Origin of the sequence: Flavobacterium sp. 3HN19-14 (assembly GCF_051373205.1) — a bacterium.
Taxonomy (GTDB): Bacteria; Bacteroidota; Bacteroidia; order Flavobacteriales; family Flavobacteriaceae; genus Flavobacterium.
The window spans coordinates 1410137-1431953 of the sequence record NZ_JBPPZT010000001.1 but is presented as its reverse complement, the minus strand read 5'-3'; the positions used below and the strand labels follow the sequence as shown (position 1 = coordinate 1431953).

Sequence of the window (21817 nt, the reverse complement as noted above, 5' to 3'; positions counted from 1 at the left end):
CATTGAGATTGCCATTTAATATTGTCTGGTTTGCAATAAAACCAACGTACAAGCCACTTCAACTTCAATTCCGTTAAGTTTTAACAACTGATAAAATTCAGGATTTTCAGTTCCCGGATTGAAGATAACGCGTTTTGGCTCAAGTCCGACCACATAATTATAATAATCCCTTTGTCTTTGCGGATTTAAGTATAAAGTCACAGTATCGACATTGGTAAACGGGATTTGCTTGGTTTGTATTTTTACGCCAGCGACTTCGCCTTCCTTTTGTCCGATAGCAACAAGTGAATGTTCCCATTTCGTGAGGCTGTTGATTGCCATAAACGAATATCTCGCCGGATTGGTGGATGCGCCAAGCACTAGTGTCTTCTTATTTTTCATGGATGGATTTTTGGTAAAATTACGGCTTTTGCAGTAAATCGTATCATTTATTAACGGTATCTTAAATATTGAATTTTGGCGATTTGGTCAACTTCCGTTGTTTCAGAAAGATATATTGATTGGAAAATCATCGCTTTTAATGATTATTTATTCCTAAATTTACGAAACGCCTGCGTGCCTAACCTTAACTTTGTAAGAAAATCATGGAGCTTTTCATATATATTTTCGCAGCACTTTTCTCTGTTTTGAATCCGATTGGAACTGTTCCGATTTTTGTCGGATTGACAATGGATGACGACAAAAAAGAATGTTCGCGCGTTTCATTATGGACGGCGATTGACGTTTTCCTGATATTGATCATTTCTTATTTTATCGGGCAATATGTGCTGACGTTTTTCGGCATCAGTATCGACGCATTGCGCATTGCCGGCGGAATGATCATTGTCAGTTCCGGATTTTCGCTGCTTTCCGGAAAATTCAGCAAAGAACGCGGTATCAACAAAAAAGTTGAAACTGAAGTGCAAAACCGCAATGATATCGCCTTAACGCCACTCGCCATTCCGATGCTTGCCTGGACCGGGTTCTATTTCATTGCTGATTGCCTTTTACCAGGAGCACCATGCGACAAACGATATTATTATCGCAGTGCTGGCGATTATGACGGTATCGTTTTCGATTTTTCTGATTTTGAAAAGTGCGCATTACCTCGCCAAGATTCTAGGAAGTTCGGGAATTGTAGCCATTTCGAGAATTATCGGCTTTATTGTTATCGCCATCGGAATTGAATATATCGTAAGGGCCATCATCAACATCATCAAAACCAACCTGATGCAATAAAAAAGACCTTCCGGAGAAGGCCTTTCTAACAAACAATATAAAACAAAATTAACCAAATTTAATGATGGTTTTATCGAAAAGCATTGGTTTCCAGTATTTGTAACCAAAGCTGATGAGCAGCAGGTTGATCACTAAAAGTCCGGTCATTTCAATCAATTCGCTAGTTTCATGCGGTTCGAGATACATGTGAAACAGGAAAATATTAATGGTAAGCGGCAAGGCGATAATGGCGCCAATCAAAGATGCCACCTGGCTGATTAGCAGGATTCCCGCAAGTAATTCTACTATTCCTAAAAACGGCCAGAAATAGTCGGTTTGCTTCATCCCGAAAATGTAATTTTTTATTTTCAGGACTTCGGTGCTTGGCGCTACTTCTTCGCCGCTTTTTACTTTTTCAATGATTTCTGTCGGCGATGGCGTTGGTTTTTCGAATTTCTTGATACCTCCGAAAACCAGCATTCCGCCCAAAATCAAATTGAAAATTATCCTGAGGATTTTAAAGGAAGTGCTCATTATTGCAATAATTTGTATTCAAATGAAACGTGCCCTCTTTCGCCTTCGGCGTTTTGCATGGCGGTGAATTTGAGTTTGTAAACATTTCCGGCAACGTCTTTAATCACATAAAAACGATCTGTTTTTAATGCCAACGGCACTGTCGCTCTCCAGTTCGAGCCGATTACTCTTTGGTCTTTCGCCAAATCCGTAAGGAAATTATCAGCAACAACATTGCTTAGGCTGAAACTATCATAATTGAAATCTGATGTTAAACCTGGTAAGCACGCGTTCCCGCTTTGGTGTTTGTTACTGCAAAATCCGGGTAGAAATAAGCGCCCATCGGCGTCTGTTCCTGAAAGACTTCGTTGGTAAAAGTCGTGATGTTCAAATCCCATTTGTCTTTTTGCGGCTCAGCCTGAACTACAGCATTTGTATCAAAACTGAAGAAAGTAAAGTTGAATGCAGTATTTTTCGAAATCGTAATTTCAGAATGCGTCGTTGCATTGATGTCTGCGTATTGCAATTTGTAGTCATTTCCGCTTCTTAAGATCCTGATTTTTTTCCAGCCTCTTGCATCTCCAGTCAATGCTACTCCGGTTGCAGTTCCCGGCGCTACCGTTGAAACTTTGTTGCCAAGATTTACAAGATATACTTTGTTATCAGCATCTGTTGCAGCAATTTCTGCAATGGCGGTTCCATGGGTAATAGTTGTTGTCGGCGCTAAATTTCCGTAAGGAGAATCAACATACGCTAAATTATTCACGTCAAAATTTCCGGTAGTTACATTTGCATCTTCTGCCTGCACTTCGTCGATATTGGTTGTATTGAGTTGTTTTACTGCGAATTTATTGATAGCTCCGTTAGAAACTACGCGGAATTCTGAACCAGAGTAAAATCCGAAATCCCAGCTTGTTCTCGGCACATTTGTTGTCGCGCCCGAACTCAAATCGATGTACACCTGATTTGGCAGTTTGTTGCCGCCGTTTTCAGGACTTACAGCATTATTTACAATAGCCGTTTCATTGAAATTCAATTGCGTAGCATTAGTCGCTTCCGGAATCGTAATACCGTCAAAAGACACTGAGGCAATAGTGAATTTTACGTTTTTCACCTGTCCTTCAATCGCATCAATCAGTTTTGTAAAAGTGAAAGCCGCAGAAGAAGCACCTGCTTCAAACGGAATCGTAATCGTATTGCTTACAACCGCAGGATTCGTCGTAAAATCAGTTCCGTAAACCAAATCAGTCGTAACAACATTCAAAACCACAGTACCGGCAGCAGTTACAGGAGCAGAGAAAACAACATTTACAGTCGTCTGGGCATCGGTTACATTAACCGTCTGGTTGGCAAAAGCGGCAGCAACTGTTTCGGCAGCCGTGCTATCGTCGTCATTACATGCGCTTACGGCAATAAGAACGAAAGTGAGAAGGAACAAAAGATTTTTTTTCATGATTGTGTTTATTAAATTAAAAATTAAGGTTATACGTGAGTTTTAAAAAGTAGGAGCGGCCGTATCCGAGCAAAATGTCTGTTGTAGCAGTATGTGCGCCACCGGTCGCAATGCCCTGTTGGATATTGGTTACATCGAAAATATTCCTTGCGCCGATTGTGGCATCGAATTGCCTTTTAAAGAAAGACTTCTTCACCGAAGCATCGAGAAAACTATACGATCCGATTTCCGAAAGCTTATAAACCGCTTCATCATTTTCTGTTGTCGCGACAAATTGCTGCTGTTCGCCGTTATATTTGTAATACACAGAAAACTGCAAATCCTGTTTCGAAAAGTTATACGAAACGTTTGCGTTGACCTGAAATCCATAGAGGAATTTATCATCCGAAACCGCTTCGCCATTATCAATCACCCTTGAAATGCCGACCAATGACGCACCAGCCTGAAGCGACCAATTGTTGTATTCGAATTGATTGTTGCTCGCAATATTCCACATTTTATATGAACTGATGTTGATGTATTGGTAAACCGGATCGGTCGTTCCTTCTGCAAAACCGACCAAAGCCATGTCGATTTTGTCGTTGACATCGAGGTAGGCGAGTGAAATCGCGTTGTACAGCTTCTTCCCTTCCCCCAAAATCGAAGTCCGTTTGATATTGAAATCGTAAGACGTACTCGTTTCCGGAATCAGGTTTTCATTGCCATAAAAGTTATGGCCTGAGAATTTGATTTTTGAATAGAGTTCTTCAAAATCAGGTGTACGGTAGGATTTTCCGAGTGATGTTCTGAGTTCGATGTTATTTTCAAGCAAATACCTGAAGCCCAATGACGCTGCATATTGATTGTCGAATTGTGACTGTAATGAAAATCTCGCGCCGGGGCGCACCCAAAATGCATTGGTGACTTTTATTTCACTAGCTGCAAAAAAGTCATAGTTATTAAAGGTTTTTGTAATTGGAACTGATGTTTGATTTTCGCCGTCAACAATTGCAAAGCCTTTATTATTAATTATTTCGTAACCTAGTTGAAGGTCGGCCATTTTATCTTTGAAAAAGTTGGTGACGGTTCCTGTTGAATAGAGGATTTCGGTAGATTGATTCTCGGTTTTTTTATTTTCAGATTCAGATTTTGTATTCAAATCGTATTTGAAATCATCGGTATTTCTCGTTTGTTTTTGATAAGAAAAGGAAACATTGTAATGCAATTGTCCCAGAAATCTTCCGTCTAAATTCAGGTGATTGTACAATCTTTCGGTGATATATCGCTTGTCATACGCAAATCTTTCAGCTTCAAACGGCGGGATGATGGTGACAATCACTGACGGATTATAATAATTGATATTTTCGTTCAGGTAATCGAATTTATAGTAAGCCCTGAAGTTCCCTTTGTTGTAATTAATAGTTGCGTTGCCAAGATATTGCTGCTTCGGAAGCCACGTAAATCCGCGTTTCAAATCGGTATCAGTATAATCTTTTCCTTTTCTTTGATCGAGATAGCCCGAGAAATCATTGCGGTTAAAACCTAACGAGACAAACCAGTTTTCTGAAAGTGTATGCGAAACTTTCAGCGCCTGGATGTGTCTGCCTTTGTTGAACATCGCATATTCCTCGCCTACGGTTTCCTCCTGTAAAGTGGTTGTGATTTCCCATTTGTGCATCGAAGATTTTTTGGTGATGATATTCAGTATTCCCGAAACGGCATTCGCCCCGTGTGTCACGCCCATCGAGCCTTCAATGATTTCAATCTGCTCTATATCGTCAAGATTGATTTGCGTCAAATCAACATTATTCCCAACGCTGTTATCACTTACAACCGGAATATTATCAATCAGGATTTTAAAATATTGCCCGTCAAGTCCGAACATCGAAACCGTTGAACGACCCGTTCCCGAACTTGGCGTAATGGTGATATTGAGGTATTGGTTCAATAAATCCGAAAGATTATTGGCGGCCTGGCGTTCGATGTCCTTCCGTGTAATCTTATTGACATTGAAAACCGACTTTCTGATTGACTGTGGTTCTAATTGTCCTGTAACCACAACTTCCTGTAAAGGATTCGCTACAGAATCTTTTGTAACTTCCTGCGCTGAAACACAGTTTATTAGCAGTAAAAAGGCAATAATGGGTAGTTGTTTTTTCATTATTTAGATTTGTTCTTAATAATTTTCAGCAAATATAAATTGTTATTTTTAATTATTCTAAATAAAAATATTATTATTTTTGCAGCACAATTAAACACCATCAAACATGAAAAACGGAATTTTAGGCCTGCTCCTTTTGGTTGCATTCGGCAGTAACGCGCAGGACAAGAAAAGCGAAGACATTAAATCGATCAAATCAATGTGCGGCTGTTATGAAGTCGAATTTAATTTCGCTGAGACCTTTCAGTATTCAAAAGATCCGAACTACAAACCATCCAAAACCAAATACGAATACGGTCTGGAATGGGTTGAATTGGTTGAAGACACACCGAATAAAATCGCAATGCAGCACTTGCTCATCGTAAGCGATTCGATGATTATCAAACACTGGCGTCAGGACTGGGAATTCGAGAACACCAAATTCTACCAGTTCTACAAAGACAAAACCTGGAAATTCGTAACATTGCCAAAAAGCGCCGTAAAAGGCCAATGGACGCAGCGCGTTTATCAGGTGGATGACAGTCCGCGCTACGAAGGCACTGCGACATGGCTTCACGTTGACGGCCGCAATTACTGGACGAATACCACCGATGCACCGCTTCCGAGAAGAGAATATACGACACGCGATGATTACAACGTTTTGAAACGCACCAACACCCACGAAATCACAAAAGAAGGCTGGATCCACGATCAGGATAACGAAAAACTTATTCGTGATGATGCAGGGAAAGACGTGCTTTTAGCTAAAGAAAAAGGTTACGATGTTTATAAAAAAGTAGCCGATTCAAAATGCAAATCAGCTCAGAAATTCTGGGCAGAAAATGCGCCTTTGTGGAAAAACGTCCGTACGAAATGGGCTTCGGTTTTCGCACGTGATAAAGATTTGAACTTAGAAACTTTAGTTGACAAACAGCAATTGTACGAGCATTTATTCGATTTGAAACCGACTGCATCTAAAGCGGAAAGCGATAAAATTATTGATAGTTTTGTGAAAAAGTGATTTTTTTAAATTCCAAAAATCAAATCATAAATAACAAATAATATCCAAATCTCAAAAATTTGGATTATAAATAAAAATCCCAAATTCTCACATGAAGAGTTTGGGATTTTTTTATCGACACCAAGCTTGGATTTTGGTATTTATTTGTTTTTTGAAATTTAAAATATTGGAATTTATTCTTTCGGCAGAAAGATTTCCGCCATCATACAACGCGCACTTCCACCGCCGCAGGCTTCAATCGTATCAAGGCTGGAACTTAAAATTTCGGCATGTTTTTCGAGTTGTGCGATTTGTTTTTCGGTTAAAGATTGATGCGCCACAGCGCTCATCACGAGATATCTTTTGTCATCAGTTCCGCGCACTTCGAGCATATTCCCCGCGAAATTATTAACCTGGTCTTCTGTAATCAGAATGATTTCCTTGCCATCCTGCTTCAAACTGTCAAGTACCATTTTGCGCTCCTTTTTATCATCGATGCAATCGGCACAAATTACGGCAAAAGTCTCGCCTATGCACATCATTACGTTGGTGTGGTAAATGAGTTTTCTGTCGCCCTCAACGGTTTGGAATGCTTCAAAAATAATCGGATTCAAATCAAAATCTTCACAGAATTCAATGAACAATTCTTCGTCGGCACGCGGCGAAAGCGCACAATAAGCCTTAGAATTGGCGCGGTCTAGGATAATGCTTCCAGTGCCTTCCAAGAAATAATTGTCCGTTTCAGCCTCAGTATAATCAACGATGTTATCAATGCGGAAACCTTTGTCTTCAAGCAAATCGAGAATCTCCTCACGACGCTCCAAACGCCTGTTTTCAGCAAACATCGGATACAAAGCCACATCGCCATTTTCATGAAAAGAAATCCAGTTGTTCGGAAAAATCGAGTCGGGCGTATCAGGATTTAGCGTGTCGTCAACAACAATCACATTCACACCAACAGCCTGTAATTTTTGCACAAACGCATCAAATTCCTGCTGCGCTTTCGCATTTACAGTCGCCGGCAGCAAACCATCCAGCACTTTTTGGTAGTAATTATTTACGGCAGTCTGTTCGTTCATCCGGAATGCAACCGGACGGATCATCAATATCGAATTCGTAGTCTGTTTCATTGTTTTTTATTTTGGGCGTTTCCCTGCGGGTCGGGCTTTCGGCTCAATCTTTTTGTTTGGAACTTTCCTGCTTCAATTCAAATTTTCGCAAAAACAAAAAGGATACCGCCTCAATCCCTAACGCGGCATTTAGTCTCTGATTAATGGTAAAGTGGAACATCGCAACAATCCTTCCTGTTTCGCGATTTCGGCATACGGAATTTCCTCCACCGTAAATCCGTTGTCACGAAGCCAGTTGTTCAATCTCGTGAAATGTTTTTCTGAAACGACAACATCAGGCGCAATCGAAAATACATTTGAGAACATATTGTACATTTCATCTCTTGTAATATGGAATAAATTGTCCATTCCGAATAAATCAACCAATTGCTGGTATTCCTTTTCATCGCGGAATCCGCCTTTGTAAATAATCGCTTTGTCAGTTCCAACCGGTTGAAAACAGCAATCAAGGTGCAGTGCATTGTCGCGCGCATCTTCCCATGATTTCACCAAATCAAACGTCAGCACTTTTTTGTGCGGGAATAAATTTTTGACAAAATCAATTCCGGCCTGATTGGTTCTTGCGGTTTTAATTTGTGGATAATCCGGCGCTTTGTAGGTTCCTATGAAAATATAATCATTCCATAAAAGCACGTCGCCGCCTTCAATATGGATGTTTTCTTTGTCTTCGATACGGACGAATTTCTTAGGATCAATCTGCTCAACGACGTGGCTGATTGCGGGAAATTCCTTGTCGCGTTCGGGTAAAATTCCTGCTTCGATAAAAATATCGTCGATTACGAAAGCAATATCGCGCGTGAAAATCTGGTTTTCGTTATTAATAATCTGCGGACGAAAAACCTTCACATCGTATTTTTCAAAAACTTTATTGAAAGCCTCCATTTCTTCGCACATATCGCATTCCTGCGGATACGTTCCGGCAAGAATGTGTTCTAATGATTTTGGATCGTAAGCATTTTTGCGTCGGGTGTTGGTCCGTTATTTACAGCTGTACCAAGCACAACCGCGCGCAATCTGGAAGTTTCATTCTTAATATTCAATGACAACATAAAATAGTGTTCAGTGTTCAGGGAACAGTCACAGACTGCAGGCTGCAGGCTGCAATCTGTTATCTGAATGCATTTGGGCAAAGATAGAAAAACGGACTTGTATTTTGAAATATTCTTATATTATTACTTCTTAAATTATGGATTAAATAATTATTCACAAAAAAAGCCCCACTAAATTGTGAGGCTTCGTTTAATAAGAATATTGATTATCGCTTATCCATCGGCGTGAAATCACGCAAAGGATGACCGGTATAAATCTGTCTCGGACGCCCGATTGGTTCTTTGTTCTCACGCATTTCCTTCCATTGCGCGATCCAGCCCGGAAGTCTTCCGATGGCGAAAAGAACCGTGAACATATCCGTTGGAATGCCTAATGCGCGGTAAATAATTCCGGAATAGAAATCAACGTTCGGGTATAATTTTCTCGATACGAAATAATCGTCAACCAAAGCAGATTCTTCCAATTTCTTGGCGATTTGCAAAACCGGGTCGTTTACACCTAAAGTATTCAATACCTCATCAGCTGCTTTCTTGATGATTTTTGCACGCGGATCAAAGTTTTTGTAAACACGGTGACCAAAGCCCATCAAACGGAACGGATCGTCTTTGTCTTTTGCTTTCGCTAAATATTTATCGGCATCGCCGCCATTTTCTGGATTTCCTCGAGCATTTCCAAAACCGCCTGATTGGCTCCACCGTGAAGCGGAGCCAAAGCGCAGAAACGCCGGCAGAAATCGAAGCGAACAAACCCGCATGCGACGAACCTACCATTCTCACCGTAGAAGTCGAACAGTTTTGTTCGTGGTCGGCATGAAGGATGAACAATTTATCCAGAGCTTTTACAATCACCGGATTGATTTCGTAAGGACCGGTTGGCAAAGCAAACATCAGGTTCATGAAATTCTCCACGTAACCTTTTGTGTTGTCATAATAATTTAATGGATAACCTGACGATTTGCGGAATGTCCAGGTGGCCAAAACCAGGAATTTACCCATGGTTTTTACAATCGCTTCATACATTTCGTCTTTGTTCTCCACATTCACCACTTTCGGGTTGAAGGCGGTAAGCGCACTTGTCAATGAAGAAAGAACGCCCATCGGATGTGCTGTTTTGGGGAAGCCGTCGATAATATTCTTCATCTCTTCGTTGACTAAAGAATATTTGCGGATATCCTTTTCAAACTGCTCCAACTGCGCTTTGGTTGGCAATTCGCCAAAAATAACGAGATAAGAAACTTCAAGGAAATTGGCTTTTTCGGCCAAATCTTCGATGGCATAACCGCGGTAACGCAAAATTCCTTCCTCACCGTCGAGGAAAGTGATGTCGCTTTTGCAGGAACCCGAATTTTTATAGCCGGGATCCATAGTAATGGCGCTGAAAGGTCGCGTAGTTTGTTGATATCGATGGCGACTTCGTTTTCGGTTCCGACGATTACCGGGAACTCATACTTTTTGCCGTCGAGTTCAAGTATTGCTGTTTTTGACATAATATAACTGGGTAATTAATGCTGAAATAATAATTTAACAAACTTAGGGAATTCCACCTTAATTAAAAAACGAATATTGCAACGAAATGGTTAATTATTGCATAAATCTTTCAAAATTTTCAGCGGTTGTCGTTTTCTTCAAGACACAAAAAAACCGCGAAGTAATTTCGCGGTTTTTTTCAACTAAAAATAACTATCTTATTTTTTGACGATTTTCTCAATTTTGATTCCTTTTTCGGTTATGATTTTCAAGAAATAAATACCGCCTGAATGTTTTGAAATATCCATTATCGTTTCGTTTTCGCGGGAAAGATGCGTTTGCAATAACCTTCCCCGGCCATCGAATAATTGTGCCGATTGAATTGCATTATTGGCTTTGACGTTGATTTTTTCAACAGCCGGGTTCGGGTAAACGCCGATTGAAACATCGAGCGGATTATCACCAATTCCCAAATCCTGAAAAATAGTTGTGGCAATATTGGTCGCAACCGGAAGATTATAATCAAAGAAAATATCGCCTTTCGCAGCAACCGAATTTCCGCTTACCAAAGTATCATCAGATTTAATTTTCAGTAAAACATTACCATGACCGCCCGTGTCGAGGTTGACATTCTGGAAGATGAGTTCGAGGATATTCCCCGTCAGTCTTGCATCTACTGCATGCGAAGCACTTAATAACTGTAAGGATGAAATATTAAATTTCGCCGGATCAATTTCATTTCTGATTACAATATGCTGCGCCGCAGCGGTTCCCGTATTTTCAAAATTGATGATGTAATGCAGGTATTTTCCTATTTCACTCGTGGATACGGTTTCGCCTTGGATACAGGTGATATCGTTCGGGTCGAATGAACCTGTTACGGTTTGATGAAATTGAAAAATATTGTCTGTCGGACTCTCGTCGGTGCCGGTTAACGAAATATTGGCTGTCAATAAAAGCACGTCGCCAATATTTACCGGATTCAAATCTGTTGGCGCGTTGATGTGAAAAGCAGCGTAAATACATCGGGATTCAAACGGAAGCAGGTTTTCATAACTCCACGTAAGCGACCCGAACCGATTGTTTCCGGCGTTATATCAGCTGACACATACGTCATCAGGTTCTGGTCAGTGAACAATGAAACACCATAAGGCTGTGACAGCACCTGATTTCCTTTATTCTTATATGTGATTTTATAAACTGCATCAAAACCCGGACGCGCGGGAACCGTTGGCGCAACAACGATTTCAAGATCAGGATGTACGCCATTGGCCGTAATACATAAATTTTGTGTTGCCACCGAACTATTTTCCAAAGGGAAATTTACTACGGCATTTGCTGGATTAACGGTAAAAAATTCGGCATTTTCAAAATCAGGTGTTAGCGTGAAATTTCCGGTGCCTGTGTAAAAAGTATAATTCCCTGACGAATCTGTAAATGCAGCTCCCTGTGTCGTGCCATCGTTAACGTTAATTCTTAAATACGGGTTAGCATCTGTTGCATCACAGCCGTTATTATCAGCATCGTAAAGCATCGTTCCGGTTATGGTGTTATAATTATTTGCCGGAGTAAAGCTGCAATAGGTATTTACTGAAACATTTTCTGCAAATAACGGTTTTAGTAGCGCAAGTTCATTTTCATCAACGCAAACATATTTCAGCGCCGTAAGTCCTTCAAAATCGGCAGCACTTACGAATGTAATGGGCGCACTGTAGCCAAAACGAGTGCCGTTTTTAAAATTGATGATTTCTAAATTAGGGTTCGGACTTATATTGATATTAAAAAGAACAAGACCCTGGTTAGTAAAGTGTAAAATAACCTAAGGGGGCAATGCGAAAAATCGAGTGTTGTAAACAGATTATTTTTACATGTAAATATCTGAAGACTGCTCAACGTTGATAAATCAATTTCCGTTAGCTGATTGTTCTGGCAAAACACGCGAACAAGACTGGTACAGCCTGATAAGTTTAAAGAAGTGAGCGCACAGAATTGTACTGATAAATATTTCAGATTGGATAAATTTTCGAAATCTAAACCGGTAATCGGGTTTACGGAACAATTTACATCGGTAAGCGCATTGCAACCTGTTACATTCAAAACAGTAATGGCATTACTTTTACAATTGAGCGTTTCAAGATGCACCATTCCACTAACATCCAGTGATGGCAGGTTGTTATTATCTAAATCTAAATTAACGAGGTCAGTCATCCCTTCTATATTTAGGTTGTTCAGCCCGTTATCGTTGAGATTCAGTACTTTCAGCGTAGTAAATGGAGTTGCATCGAATGTGTTGACTGTATTCCCGTTCAAGAGCAACCGCTCAAGCACTGGCAAATTGTTTAAATTCAGTAAAGTTATCTGATTTAAACTGGCATCAATCCACTTTAAAAATGCCAGGCCGCTTATCGTTAATGCCGTAAGGGTATTGCCAGAACAATACAAATATTGAAGCTGGTGCAGCACATTTATGTCTAATGAAGTAAGATTATTGCTCTCGCATTGCAATACCTCAAGTTGCAGGGTTTCGTTCACATTGATGTTTGCCAGGTGATTTGATTTGCAAAAAGCCGTTTTTAGCGATGGAAGTCCGGTCAGGTCTAAAGCCGCAAGTCCGCAAGAAGAACAATCGAGCAAATTTATCAGCGGCAAATCACTTAATGTGAGCGTAACCAGGTTAGGGTTGCCGGTACAGTTGAGTAAAATGAGATTCGGAAAACCCGAAAGTGTAAGGTTTGTAAACGTATTAGACCCACAATACAATTTGCTGATGTTTACAAAAGCCTCGATTCCTGTCATGTCGCTGATATTGCTGCCTGCGACATTAAGATCACCTGAAAAAGCCTGTGCCTCTGACTGCTGAATCTGCCCGTCTGCATTGCTATCAAGCCCGAGGCTGATGAGTTTACTTTTAAGATTCGCGTCGGGAATATTCACAACCTGTGCATGTAAAACCCCGGTAAACATTAGCACTATAAGTAATATTTTTTTCATCTTGTCTGGTTTGGTTGATTAAAAGTAAAACCGGTTTCCCTATTTTTTACGTCGCAATGAGCATTCGCCTGTTTTTAATTAGAATTTGCTACAACGTCTTCAAAAGTTCCTGCAAACGCTCTTTCTTTCGTTGCGAAATAGGCAGGTTACTGTTGTCTGACATAATCACGTAACCGCCGTCTTTCTTTATATAGGATTTCAGATAAGAAAGATTGATCAGATGTGATTGATGGATGCGCTCAAAACCATGTTCGGTCAGTAAATCTTCATATTCCTTGAGCGTTTTTGAAATCAGGACGGGCTTGTTGTTCCTGATGTAAAACTTCGTATAATTGTCTTCGCTTTCGCACCTGATGATGTCGCTGATTTCAAAAAGATGGATGCCTTCGGCGGTGGAAAGTGCAATTCTCTTGAAATTATCGACTTTCTTCCGGATATTTTCGAGCAATAAATCGATATGCGCATAATCACGGGTGGATGCCAAAACGCCATTGATTTTCTCAATCACTTTTTGCAATTCTTCAGGATCGACAGGCTTCAGTAAAAAATCGAGCGCACTAAACCTGAAAGCTTTGATGGCATATTGTTCGTGTGCCGTAATGAAGACGATGTGCGAAGACGATTTCCCGTTTTTCACCGCCATTTGCTCGAGAATATCAAAACCGGTTCCGTCGCCGAGCTGAATGTCGAGAAAAACTACCTGCGGTTGCAGGTTTTGCATTTTTTCAACACCGGTTCTGACGCTGTCGGCTTCACCGATAATTCTGATTTCAGGTGCGTATCTGTCGAGGAAAGACCGCATTCCGGTGCGTAAATTCGCGTCGTCGTCTATTAATATTGCTGTGATCATGATTGTTTTGTAATGTATTGGATGGGTAAATTGACAACAACGCGTGTTCCTGAAACGGCATCAGCGGCAACAATCTCTCCGATGCTTACATTGGCCGTTTTCGAGGTATAGGCTTCCATCATTTCGAGGCGTTTTTTGGTAATATCGAGCGCCATCGATTTGTGCACCGATACCAGGTTTTCTTTAAGTTTTTGCGATTCCATATAACCGATTCCGTTGTCAGTAATTTGGCAAACAAGACTATTGCCTGCCACAGAAAAATCGATATTAAGCGTTCCTTTTTCTGTCTTCGGAATGAGTCCGTGGATGATGGCATTTTCTACAAATGGCTGCAGTAAAAGCGGCGGCAGCGCCATGTCGTCTTCAATTTCATCACTTTTGCAAATACTGAAATCGAATTTCTGGTCGAAACGCAGTTGTTCGAGTTCGAGGTAATTTTGCAAACTTTCAATTTCCTTATCAATCGGGATCAGCGATTCTTTTGAATATTCCAAAGTCAGCCGCATTAATTTTGAGAATTTCGACAGGTATTTGATGGCCGAATCCGTACTGTTCTGTACAATAAAACTCGAGATTGAACCCAGGCAATTAAACACAAAATGCGGATTCATCTGCAAATGCAATGCTTTCTGCTCATATTCTGCCAGTTCCTTCTGCAATGTGAGCGTTTTTTTAAGCTGTCTGCGATTGCTGATCAGGAAGACGATTCCGAAAATAAGCAATATGAAAAGAACAATAAATAGTATTTGCTGCTGGTGTCTTTTGGAAGCTTCGTTAAAAATCAGTTCCCTTTTTTCCTGTTCTTTCTTTTGAAGCGCTTCTTTCTTTTCAAACTCGAAATTCATTTCGGCACGAATGCCATTGCGCATGTTTTCACTATTGTTGATACTGTCTTTGGCAATGTTATACAACTTATAATGCAGCAATGACAACTGCGGATTATTCATTTTTTCATAAATGACGCTCAGGTTCTTTTCGGCATTCCTGATTTGTTCCATTACGCCAATTGCTTTGGCCAGCGCCAGGGATTTATTGGTATTGTCGAGTGCGGCGGCATAATTGCGTTGTTCCAGATAAATTTCGCCGATGAAATAATAAGTGTCGGCAACGCCAAATTTATCATCAATCGAAGCAAAAGAACCGACAGCTTTTGAATATTGCTCCAATGCCTGACTCAGTTTTCCGGTATTTTTGTAGTAAAGCCCGAAATTGTTGTAAAGTTCGCCTTCTCCCCTTGCATCGGGATATTTTTCAAACAACTTTTGTGCTTTCGAATAATTCTCAAAGGCTTTCGGATAGTTTTTCTGATTGAGATAAATATTGCCGATGTTCGTTGTAATCACGCCAATCGTTGCATCACCGGTTTTTTCCTGGATTTTCTGGCATTTTACAAAATATTCAAGCGCCCTGAAATCCTGTCCGAGCGATTTATACACGATGCCGATGTTGTTGTAAAGCCGCGCAGATTTATCTAATTGTCCGGTTGCTTCATAAATTTTCACGGCTTTCAAATCATATTGTAAAGCTTTGCTGTAATTGCTTTGCTCGGAAAATACGATACCAATGCTGCCGTAAGCGCGGGCGAGTCCGTTTTGGATTTCAGCCGTATCAGCCGAAGTATTTCCGGATAATTTTTCGAAAATCAATTGCGCATTGTAGAAATGCTGAAGTGCAACCGCATAATTCCCGAAAATGATGTTACCGTTTCCGAGATTCAGGAATGCGTTTCCTGCTGCAAGTTTATAGCCAATCTTTTGTGACAATTGCAATGCTTTTTGTCCGTATTCCAAAACCAATTCAGGATCAGACGTTTTGTAGCAGTTGGCAATATCGTTGAGCGCTTTTGCTTTGTCAATGTCATTTTTTGCCGCTTTTAAAACAACAACCAGGGTGTCTGCGGTCTTGTTTTGGGAAAAGCACGAAGATGCGCATCCGTAAAAAATAAAAAGACTGATTATTAATTTTTTCATTGGAAAACAATTCCGGGTTATTGCTAAACAAAAATAGGATTTCCTTTCAGGTAAAAAAGTATCTAATTAGAATTCGGCGGTTTCGGATGAGAATTTGAAGCATAAAAAAACCGCAACGTTGGCTGCGGTTTCATTTTGTTGTTATTGGTTTTATTTTTTGAGGATGCGTTCTGTTTTTACGCCTTCGCTGGTCTTGATCTTTACGAAATAAACACCGCTTGAAATTGCTGAAACATCAAAATCAGAATAATTGGTGTCGGCAATTTTCGCAACTAACATCCTTCCCTGTACATCGTATAATTCTACCGATTTTATTATTCCAGCTGCTTTTATGTTTAATACATCGTTTACCGGATTCGGGGAAATTGCAATCGAATTGTCAATTTGAACATCGCCAATTCCAAGGTTTTGGAAAGTTGTAGTTGCATTATTGGTAGCCACCGGAAAATTATAATCAAAATAAATATCGGCTTTGTTGGTAACCGAATTTCCTGTTACCAGGGTATTTTTGGTCTTGATTTTAAAAACAACCCTGCCATGCGCTTCAGGTGCAAGATTGATGTTTGGAAAAATGAACTCTACTTTATTACCGGTAACTTTTGTATTCATAGCGTGAGAACTTTCTAACACCTGCAGCGAGGCCACATCAAATTTAGCACCATCGATTTCGTCTTTAACGACAATGTTTACGGCGGCCGCAGTTCCGGTATTTTCAAAATTGATTACATAATTAAGGTATTTGCCAATTTGCGATGGCACCACTGTAGTGCCATTCAGGCATATTTTATCATTCGGATCGAACGCGCCTGTTACGGTTTGCAGCAAATCAAATGAATTATCTGACGGCATTTCATCTGTTCCAGTGATACTGATCGTACTATTAAAATTGAATATATCATCAATATTGACTGCCGGTGTTTCCATTGGTCAGTTTACGTTTAGTACGATGTCGATAAACCTTGTTTCAAACGGCTGCAGGTTTGTAAAATTCCACTGCAGTAAACCTGTAGCTATGGCGTCTTGCGTCGGTGTGGCACTAACATAATCGAGTCGTGCATCGTCAAATGTAAAAGAAACTGTTCCTGCACTAACCTGATTTCCTTTGTTCTTATAAATCAAATGATAATGTGCATCGAACCCCGGCATGCAGCTTCCGTATGGGACAATCACAATCTCGATATCGTTGTGGATACCATTGGCCGTGATACAAAAATTGCGCGTTTGCGTTGAATTGTTATTTGTGGGGAAATTTACCGTTGCCGTTGCAGGCGTAAAATTAAAATAAGATGGATTTTCAATTGATGGCGTCAGTGTAATGTTAGGCATCTCGACCGGAAACGAATAATTTCCGGAAAGATTGGTATATGTTGCCCCTGAATTCACGCCGTCGCTAATACCAATGCGAATGTTACTGAAAGTGCCGTCAGCATTGTCACAGCCGTTCGCGTTAGCATCGAAACGAACCGTTCCGTTGATGGTATTATAAACATTTCCCGGTGTAAATGAGCAGTAAGAATTGACTTCTACTGGTGGCGGGTCTTCATAAAAATCATTAATTCCTTGCTTTACAAGAGCTATATTTTGCTCATTGGCACAGACATATTGCAGCGCAAGGCCATCTATATGAAAATAAGAAATGTTAGTTCCTCCGTTTTTTATATTCAGGTAGGTCAGGCTCGGCGAATTAATAGAAATATGGTCTAAGAGCGGAGATGCCGAAAGATCTAAAGTGGTAATCGTATTGCTTGACAAGGATATTGCATCCATATTTGTGAAATGACTTAAATCGATGCTAGTTGCGGCGTAGTCAGTAAGGTTTAAAAAATGGATATTCGAAATTGTCCCGAAATTTAACGCCGTTAGTTGCGAGTTGCCGACATACAGAGTCTGAAGTTGAGACAGCGTACTTACATCGAGGCTTGAAAATGTGTTGCCGGTACAATATAATGATGTCAGATTTGTCAATGGAGAAACATTTAATGTAGAAAGATTGTTCTGACTGCATCCTAGTGACTGAAGATTTATAAGGGGCGCTACATCCAGATTGCTTATCATATTAGGGCCACAGTCAAGATCAATCAGGTTTGTCAATGCCGGAACATCGAGAACACTTATCTGATTGTGATGGCATTGCAAACTTGTCAGATTGACCAGATTGGAAACATCCAGTACGGCGATTGTATTATAGGGACAAAAAAGTTTGGTCAGACTGGTCAAAGCCGAAACGTTTAACACACTGATTTGATTTTGTGAGCAGTTCAATTCTGTTAAATTGGTCAGCGCCGATACATCTAAAACAGTAATCTGGTTACCATAACAACTGAGTTTTTCAAGGTTCGTTAATGTGCTTACATCAAGTGCTGAGAGATAATTACCATCACAATTTAAAGTTTCGAGATGTGTCAATCCACTTACGTTTAATTCCAATATCCCAAAATTTTGATTTGTATTGAGATAGGTCAGATTGTTAAGTCCTGAAAGGTTTAATGCCGATAAATGATTGTAGGAACAGTTTAAATATTGCAGATTAGCAAGTCCGTTCACATTTAATGTATTCATTGAAGAGTTATCACTACAATTGAGCGTAATCAGATTACTTAAGGCAGTAACATCTAAAGAAGTAATGTTATTACCGGAACAAATCAGCGTATTAAGGTTCAGAAATGAAGCAATTCCGGTCATATCTGTAATGGAAATTTCGTAAGCCGGTATCGAAATGCTTGTCACTGCCAAAGCTTCCGAATTTTGAATATTACCATCGTTATTGGCATCAACACCAGCACTTATCAATGCCTGCTTAAAACCAGCATCCGGAATATTGACAATCTGCGCTTGTGCGAAAGCGGTCAGGAATAATAATAACAGTGTAATTTTTTTCATATCATTTAGGTTTGATTGATAATTCTGAAATATAAACAAAAATAAACTTTTAAAGCATCTTACAAGGTCTTAATTAGAATTTTGCAGTTTTGAGCGAGAATTTGCAATAAAAAAATCCGCAGTGTGTGCTGCGGATTTGTAATATATAGCTCATTTGAGTTTATTTCTGCTTAAATGCTTTTATGCCCGGAAAATAAGCCGTACTGCCCAATTCCTCCTCAATACGAAGCAACTGATTGTATTTTGCCATACGGTCTGAACGCGATGCCGAACCGGTCTTAATCTGTCCGCAATTCAGCGCTACGGCTAAATCTGCGATAGTATTGTCTTCAGTTTCGCCTGAACGGTGCGACATAACTGAAGTATACCCTGCATTGTGCGCCATGTTTACCGCTGCAATGGTTTCGGTCAAAGTCCCGATTTGGTTTACTTTTACCAGAATGGAATTCGCGATCCCTTTCTCGATTCCGGTTGAAAGACGCTCAACATTGGTTACGAACAAATCGTCTCCTACCAATTGCACTTTATCGCCAATCAGATCTGTAAGGTATTTCCAGCCGTCCCAATCGTCTTCGTACATTCCGTCTTCGATTGAAATAATCGGATATTTAGCCGCTAATTCAGCCAGATATTCTGCTTGTTCTTTAGAGCTTCTGATTTTTCCGCCTTCGCCTTCAAATTTTTTGTAATCGTAATTGCCGTTTACATAGAATTCTGAAGCAGCGCAGTCAAGTGCGACCATTACGTCTTCACCGAATTTATAACCTGCATTTTCAACCGCTTTTTTAATGGAATCTAAAGCATCTTCTGTTCCACCTGCTAGGTTTGGTGCAAATCCGCCTTCATCACCTACTGCTGTTGACAATCCGCGATCGTGTAATACTTTTTTAAGGTTGTGGAAAATCTCTGTTCCCATCTGCATCGCGTGGCTGAAAGTTTTTGCTTTTACCGGCATTACCATAAATTCCTGGAATGCAATTGGCGCATCAGAATGCGAACCGCCGTTAATGATATTCATCATCGGAACCGGCAAAGTATTACCGGAAACGCCGCCAACGTAGCGGTATAAAGGCAATCCAAGTTCATTTGCAGCCGCTTTCGCAACCGCAAGCGAAACGCCAAGAATAGCGTTGGCCCTTAAGTTGCCTTTGTTGTGCGTACCATCCAGCTCGATCATGGTCTGGTCGATTTTATTTTGCTCAAAAACAGAAGTACCAACCAATTCTTCAGCAATTGTAACATTTACATTGTGCACCGCTTTCATAACGCCTTTTCCCATGAATGCTTTTCCGCCGTCGCGAAGTTCAACTGCTTCGTGTTCTCCTGTTGACGCTCCTGACGGAACTGCCGCTCTTCCGAGCACACCGTTTTCGGTAACTACATCCACTTCAATAGTTGGGTTTCCTCTTGAATCCAGGATTTGTCTTGCGTGAATTTTGATAATGATACTCATCGTTTTTTGCTTATTTGTTATTATTTATATGTTGTTTTTTCGAAATTAGGAAATAATATCCTATCTGTAAAGCAGAACTTTATAAAGTTATAAACGCAAACGATTTAGTGCTGCCATTAATTTTAAATCGCTCGTTTTGTTGTATAAAAAAGCCTCATTTTTACAAACAAGGCTTCATTTATTATTTTAATCTTTCGACAAATTCATCAAAAAGATAGCTTGAATCATGCCTGCCCGGACTGGCTTCCGGATGATATTGTACCGAAAAGCAATTCTTCGATTTCATGCGCATTCCGGCGACTGTGCCGTCGTTGATGTGGATGTGTGTAATCTCGAAATCAGGATGTTTTTCAACTTCCTCCCTATTGACTGCGAAACCGTGATTTTGAGAGGTAATTTCACCTTTTCCTGTCAGCAGATTTTTTACAGGATGGTTGATACCGCGATGCCCGCCGAACATTTTGAAGGTTGAAATTCCGTTGGCTAGTCCGATTATTTGGTGACCCAAACAAATTCCGAATAATGGTTTGTTATTGTCTAGGATTTCCTTTGCAACCTGAATTGCGCCCGATAATGGTTTCGGATTGCCAGGGCCATTGGAAAGAAAGTAGCCGTCAGGGTTGAATTCAGCCAAATCTTTATAAGTCGCATCGTATGGAAATACTTTGATGTAGCAATCTCTTTTGGCGAGGTTGCGCAAGATATTTTCTTTGATTCCTAAATCGAGTGCAGAGATTTTATAGGTTGCATTGGCACTTCCGTAGAAGTAAGGCTCTTTTGTGGAAACTTTTGAAGCTAGTTCAAGGCCTTTCATGTCGGGAACGTTTTCTAAAAGTTTTTTGAGTTCTTCTATTGAAGTTCCGTCTGTACAGATTACTGCGTTTTTGGCGCCGTTGTCACGGACGTATGCTGTTAACGCGCGTGTATCAACATCTGAAATGCAAATCAGGTTTTGCTTTTGGAAATAATCTTCTAAACTTCCTGATGCGTCTTCTCTTGAATAGTTGAAACTAAAATTCTTGCAGACGAGTCCGGCGATTTTAACCGAATTGGATTCTACTTCATTGTCATTAACGCCATAGTTCCCGATGTGCGCGTTGGTGGCAATCATGATTTGCCCGAAGTAAGACGGATCGGTGAAGATTTCCTGGTAGCCGGTCATTCCGGTGTTGAAGCAGAGTTCACCGAAAGTTTTGCCTTCTATGCCGATTGATTTTCCGTGAAATATTGTGCCGTCGGAGAGGAGTAAGATTGCTTTTTGTCGTGTTGTGTATTTCATTCGTCGTAGTTATTGTTGTATTTCGGTCTCATGCAGTCGCTTCGCTCGTGTCATATGTTGTAGTAGTTGTGCAAATTTATGTTTTTACCGCAAAGAGCGCAAAGGTTTCGCAAAGTTTCGCAAAGTTTTGTTTGAGAAGGCGAAGTTTCCAAGGTTGTTTTGGAAACGATTCTTACTTCATAGCCCGGATTGAGGCGGTATCCTTTTTGCCGCTTCTTTAGCGGTGAAAAGATTGAGCCGAAAGCCGGAGGATGAGTTGTTATGCTCCGGATGTTATTCGCTTCAAAACAAAAAAAAAGGACAAACTAATAAAAGTTTATCCTTGATTTTTATTTGGATTGGAATACCATTATTCTTCGTCCTTTTTCTCGGTGTCTTCAGCAGGCGTTTCTGGCTCAGCTTCTGCAACCGGAGTTTCGGTTACTTCTTCTGCGGCAGGTGCTTCAACTTCAGCAGTCGGAGTCTC

At 40.4% G+C, this 21817-nt stretch carries 16 protein-coding genes and 3 pseudogenes; 2 read left to right on the top strand and 17 right to left on the bottom strand.

Going from position 1 to position 21817, the window contains the following annotated elements; all coding sequences use genetic code 11:
* Positions 1-15 precede the first annotated feature (15 nt).
* Positions 16-381 carry a CoA-binding protein gene (locus tag ACSLFW_RS07560; protein WP_436555264.1) on the bottom strand — a complete coding sequence of 122 codons (366 nt, stop codon included), beginning with the start codon at positions 379-381 and terminating at the stop codon, positions 16-18.
* A 203-nt stretch (positions 382-584) separates the two neighbouring features.
* Here ACSLFW_RS07560 and ACSLFW_RS07555 point away from each other — a divergent pair.
* Positions 585-1218 (top strand): annotated as a pseudogene (locus ACSLFW_RS07555) (MarC family protein).
* 48 nt (positions 1219-1266) lie between these two features.
* On the opposite strand, the gene ACSLFW_RS07550 reads toward ACSLFW_RS07555, so the two are convergent.
* The 4 genes from ACSLFW_RS07550 to ACSLFW_RS07535 all read right to left on the bottom strand — a co-directional run bounded on the left by ACSLFW_RS07550 (position 1267) and on the right by ACSLFW_RS07535 (position 5303).
* Positions 1267-1731: a DoxX protein gene (locus ACSLFW_RS07550; RefSeq protein ID WP_436555263.1), complete on the bottom strand. Its 465-nt coding sequence runs from the start codon at positions 1729-1731 to the stop codon at positions 1267-1269.
* The gene (locus ACSLFW_RS07545) at positions 1731-1916 is read right to left on the bottom strand and encodes an HmuY family protein (protein WP_436555262.1); all 186 of its coding nucleotides are present in this window, start codon (positions 1914-1916) and stop codon (positions 1731-1733) included. Before ACSLFW_RS07545 ends, ACSLFW_RS07550 begins: the two co-directional genes overlap by 1 nt.
* Before the next feature lie 65 nt (positions 1917-1981).
* On the bottom strand, positions 1982-3163 hold the full coding sequence (locus ACSLFW_RS07540) for an HmuY family protein (protein WP_436555261.1): 1182 nt from the start codon (positions 3161-3163) through the stop codon (positions 1982-1984).
* A gap of 16 nt (positions 3164-3179) precedes the next feature.
* On the bottom strand, positions 3180-5303 hold the full coding sequence (locus ACSLFW_RS07535) for a TonB-dependent receptor plug domain-containing protein (protein WP_436555260.1): 2124 nt from the start codon (positions 5301-5303) through the stop codon (positions 3180-3182).
* 106 nt (positions 5304-5409) lie between these two features.
* On the opposite strand from ACSLFW_RS07535, the gene ACSLFW_RS07530 reads away from it, so the two are divergent.
* Entirely contained in the window at positions 5410-6303 is an 894-nt protein-coding gene (locus ACSLFW_RS07530; protein ID WP_436555259.1) for a DUF6607 family protein, read from the top strand.
* Between the two features lie 173 nt (positions 6304-6476).
* On the opposite strand, the gene ctlX is transcribed toward ACSLFW_RS07530, so the two are convergent.
* The 12 genes and pseudogenes from ctlX to carA all read right to left on the bottom strand — a co-directional run bounded on the left by ctlX (position 6477) and on the right by carA (position 21351).
* Positions 6477-7412 (bottom strand): citrulline utilization hydrolase CtlX, encoded by a 936-nt coding sequence (gene ctlX / locus ACSLFW_RS07525; RefSeq protein WP_436555258.1) that lies wholly within the window; start codon positions 7410-7412, stop codon positions 6477-6479.
* 129 nt (positions 7413-7541) lie between these two features.
* Positions 7542-8461: pseudogene (locus tag ACSLFW_RS07520) on the bottom strand (dimethylarginine dimethylaminohydrolase family protein).
* A gap of 206 nt (positions 8462-8667) precedes the next feature.
* A pseudogene (locus ACSLFW_RS07515) lies at positions 8668-9948 on the bottom strand (citrate synthase).
* A 198-nt stretch (positions 9949-10146) separates the two neighbouring features.
* The gene (locus ACSLFW_RS07510; RefSeq protein WP_436555257.1) at positions 10147-10914 is read right to left on the bottom strand and encodes a T9SS type A sorting domain-containing protein; all 768 of its coding nucleotides are present in this window, start codon (positions 10912-10914) and stop codon (positions 10147-10149) included.
* The gene (locus ACSLFW_RS07505) at positions 10911-11462 is read right to left on the bottom strand and encodes a hypothetical protein (RefSeq protein ID WP_436555256.1); all 552 of its coding nucleotides are present in this window, start codon (positions 11460-11462) and stop codon (positions 10911-10913) included. The genes ACSLFW_RS07510 and ACSLFW_RS07505 overlap by 4 nt, the downstream gene beginning before the upstream one ends.
* Positions 11463-11695: 233 nt before the next feature.
* Positions 11696-12919 (bottom strand): hypothetical protein, encoded by a 1224-nt coding sequence (locus ACSLFW_RS07500; protein ID WP_436555255.1) that lies wholly within the window; start codon positions 12917-12919, stop codon positions 11696-11698.
* Between the two features lie 88 nt (positions 12920-13007).
* On the bottom strand, positions 13008-13769 hold the full coding sequence (locus ACSLFW_RS07495) for a LytR/AlgR family response regulator transcription factor (protein WP_436555254.1): 762 nt from the start codon (positions 13767-13769) through the stop codon (positions 13008-13010).
* Positions 13766-15739: a tetratricopeptide repeat-containing sensor histidine kinase gene (locus ACSLFW_RS07490; protein ID WP_436555253.1), complete on the bottom strand. Its 1974-nt coding sequence runs from the start codon at positions 15737-15739 to the stop codon at positions 13766-13768. Before ACSLFW_RS07490 ends, ACSLFW_RS07495 begins: the two co-directional genes overlap by 4 nt.
* A gap of 150 nt (positions 15740-15889) precedes the next feature.
* Complete coding sequence (locus ACSLFW_RS07485) at positions 15890-16663, bottom strand: T9SS type A sorting domain-containing protein (protein WP_436555252.1); 774 nt, start codon at positions 16661-16663, stop codon at positions 15890-15892.
* Positions 16664-16666: 3 nt separating this feature from the next.
* Positions 16667-18619, bottom strand: coding sequence for a leucine-rich repeat domain-containing protein (locus ACSLFW_RS07480; RefSeq protein WP_436555251.1), 1953 nt, complete (start codon positions 18617-18619; stop codon positions 16667-16669).
* Between the two features lie 160 nt (positions 18620-18779).
* The gene (gene eno, locus ACSLFW_RS07475) at positions 18780-20072 is read right to left on the bottom strand and encodes a phosphopyruvate hydratase (RefSeq protein ID WP_436555250.1); all 1293 of its coding nucleotides are present in this window, start codon (positions 20070-20072) and stop codon (positions 18780-18782) included.
* 181 nt (positions 20073-20253) lie between these two features.
* Positions 20254-21351 carry a glutamine-hydrolyzing carbamoyl-phosphate synthase small subunit gene (carA, locus tag ACSLFW_RS07470; RefSeq protein ID WP_436555249.1) on the bottom strand — a complete coding sequence of 366 codons (1098 nt, stop codon included), beginning with the start codon at positions 21349-21351 and terminating at the stop codon, positions 20254-20256.
* Positions 21352-21817 lie beyond the last annotated feature (466 nt).

Excerpts from the sequence above, each read along its gene's own strand:
- ACSLFW_RS07560 (WP_436555264.1), bottom strand. The coding sequence starts at position 381 with ATGAAAAATAAGAAGACACTAGTGCTTGGCGCATCCACCAATCCGGCG.
- ACSLFW_RS07550 (WP_436555263.1), bottom strand. The coding sequence starts at position 1,731 with ATGAGCACTTCCTTTAAAATCCTCAGGATAATTTTCAATTTGATTTTG.
- ACSLFW_RS07540 (WP_436555261.1), bottom strand. The coding sequence starts at position 3,163 with ATGAAAAAAAATCTTTTGTTCCTTCTCACTTTCGTTCTTATTGCCGTA.
- ACSLFW_RS07535 (WP_436555260.1), bottom strand. The coding sequence starts at position 5,303 with ATGAAAAAACAACTACCCATTATTGCCTTTTTACTGCTAATAAACTGT.
- ACSLFW_RS07530 (WP_436555259.1), top strand. The coding sequence starts at position 5,410 with ATGAAAAACGGAATTTTAGGCCTGCTCCTTTTGGTTGCATTCGGCAGT.
- ctlX (WP_436555258.1), bottom strand. The coding sequence starts at position 7,412 with ATGAAACAGACTACGAATTCGATATTGATGATCCGTCCGGTTGCATTC.
- ACSLFW_RS07505 (WP_436555256.1), bottom strand. The coding sequence starts at position 11,462 with ATGCTTTACGATGCTGATAATAACGGCTGTGATGCAACAGATGCTAAC.
- ACSLFW_RS07500 (WP_436555255.1), bottom strand. The coding sequence starts at position 12,919 with ATGAAAAAAATATTACTTATAGTGCTAATGTTTACCGGGGTTTTACAT.
- ACSLFW_RS07495 (WP_436555254.1), bottom strand. The coding sequence starts at position 13,769 with ATGATCACAGCAATATTAATAGACGACGACGCGAATTTACGCACCGGA.
- ACSLFW_RS07490 (WP_436555253.1), bottom strand. The coding sequence starts at position 15,739 with ATGAAAAAATTAATAATCAGTCTTTTTATTTTTTACGGATGCGCATCT.
- ACSLFW_RS07485 (WP_436555252.1), bottom strand. The coding sequence starts at position 16,663 with ATGGAAACACCGGCAGTCAATATTGATGATATATTCAATTTTAATAGT.
- ACSLFW_RS07480 (WP_436555251.1), bottom strand. The coding sequence starts at position 18,619 with ATGAAAAAAATTACACTGTTATTATTATTCCTGACCGCTTTCGCACAA.
- eno (WP_436555250.1), bottom strand. The coding sequence starts at position 20,072 with ATGAGTATCATTATCAAAATTCACGCAAGACAAATCCTGGATTCAAGA.
- carA (WP_436555249.1), bottom strand. The coding sequence starts at position 21,351 with ATGAAATACACAACACGACAAAAAGCAATCTTACTCCTCTCCGACGGC.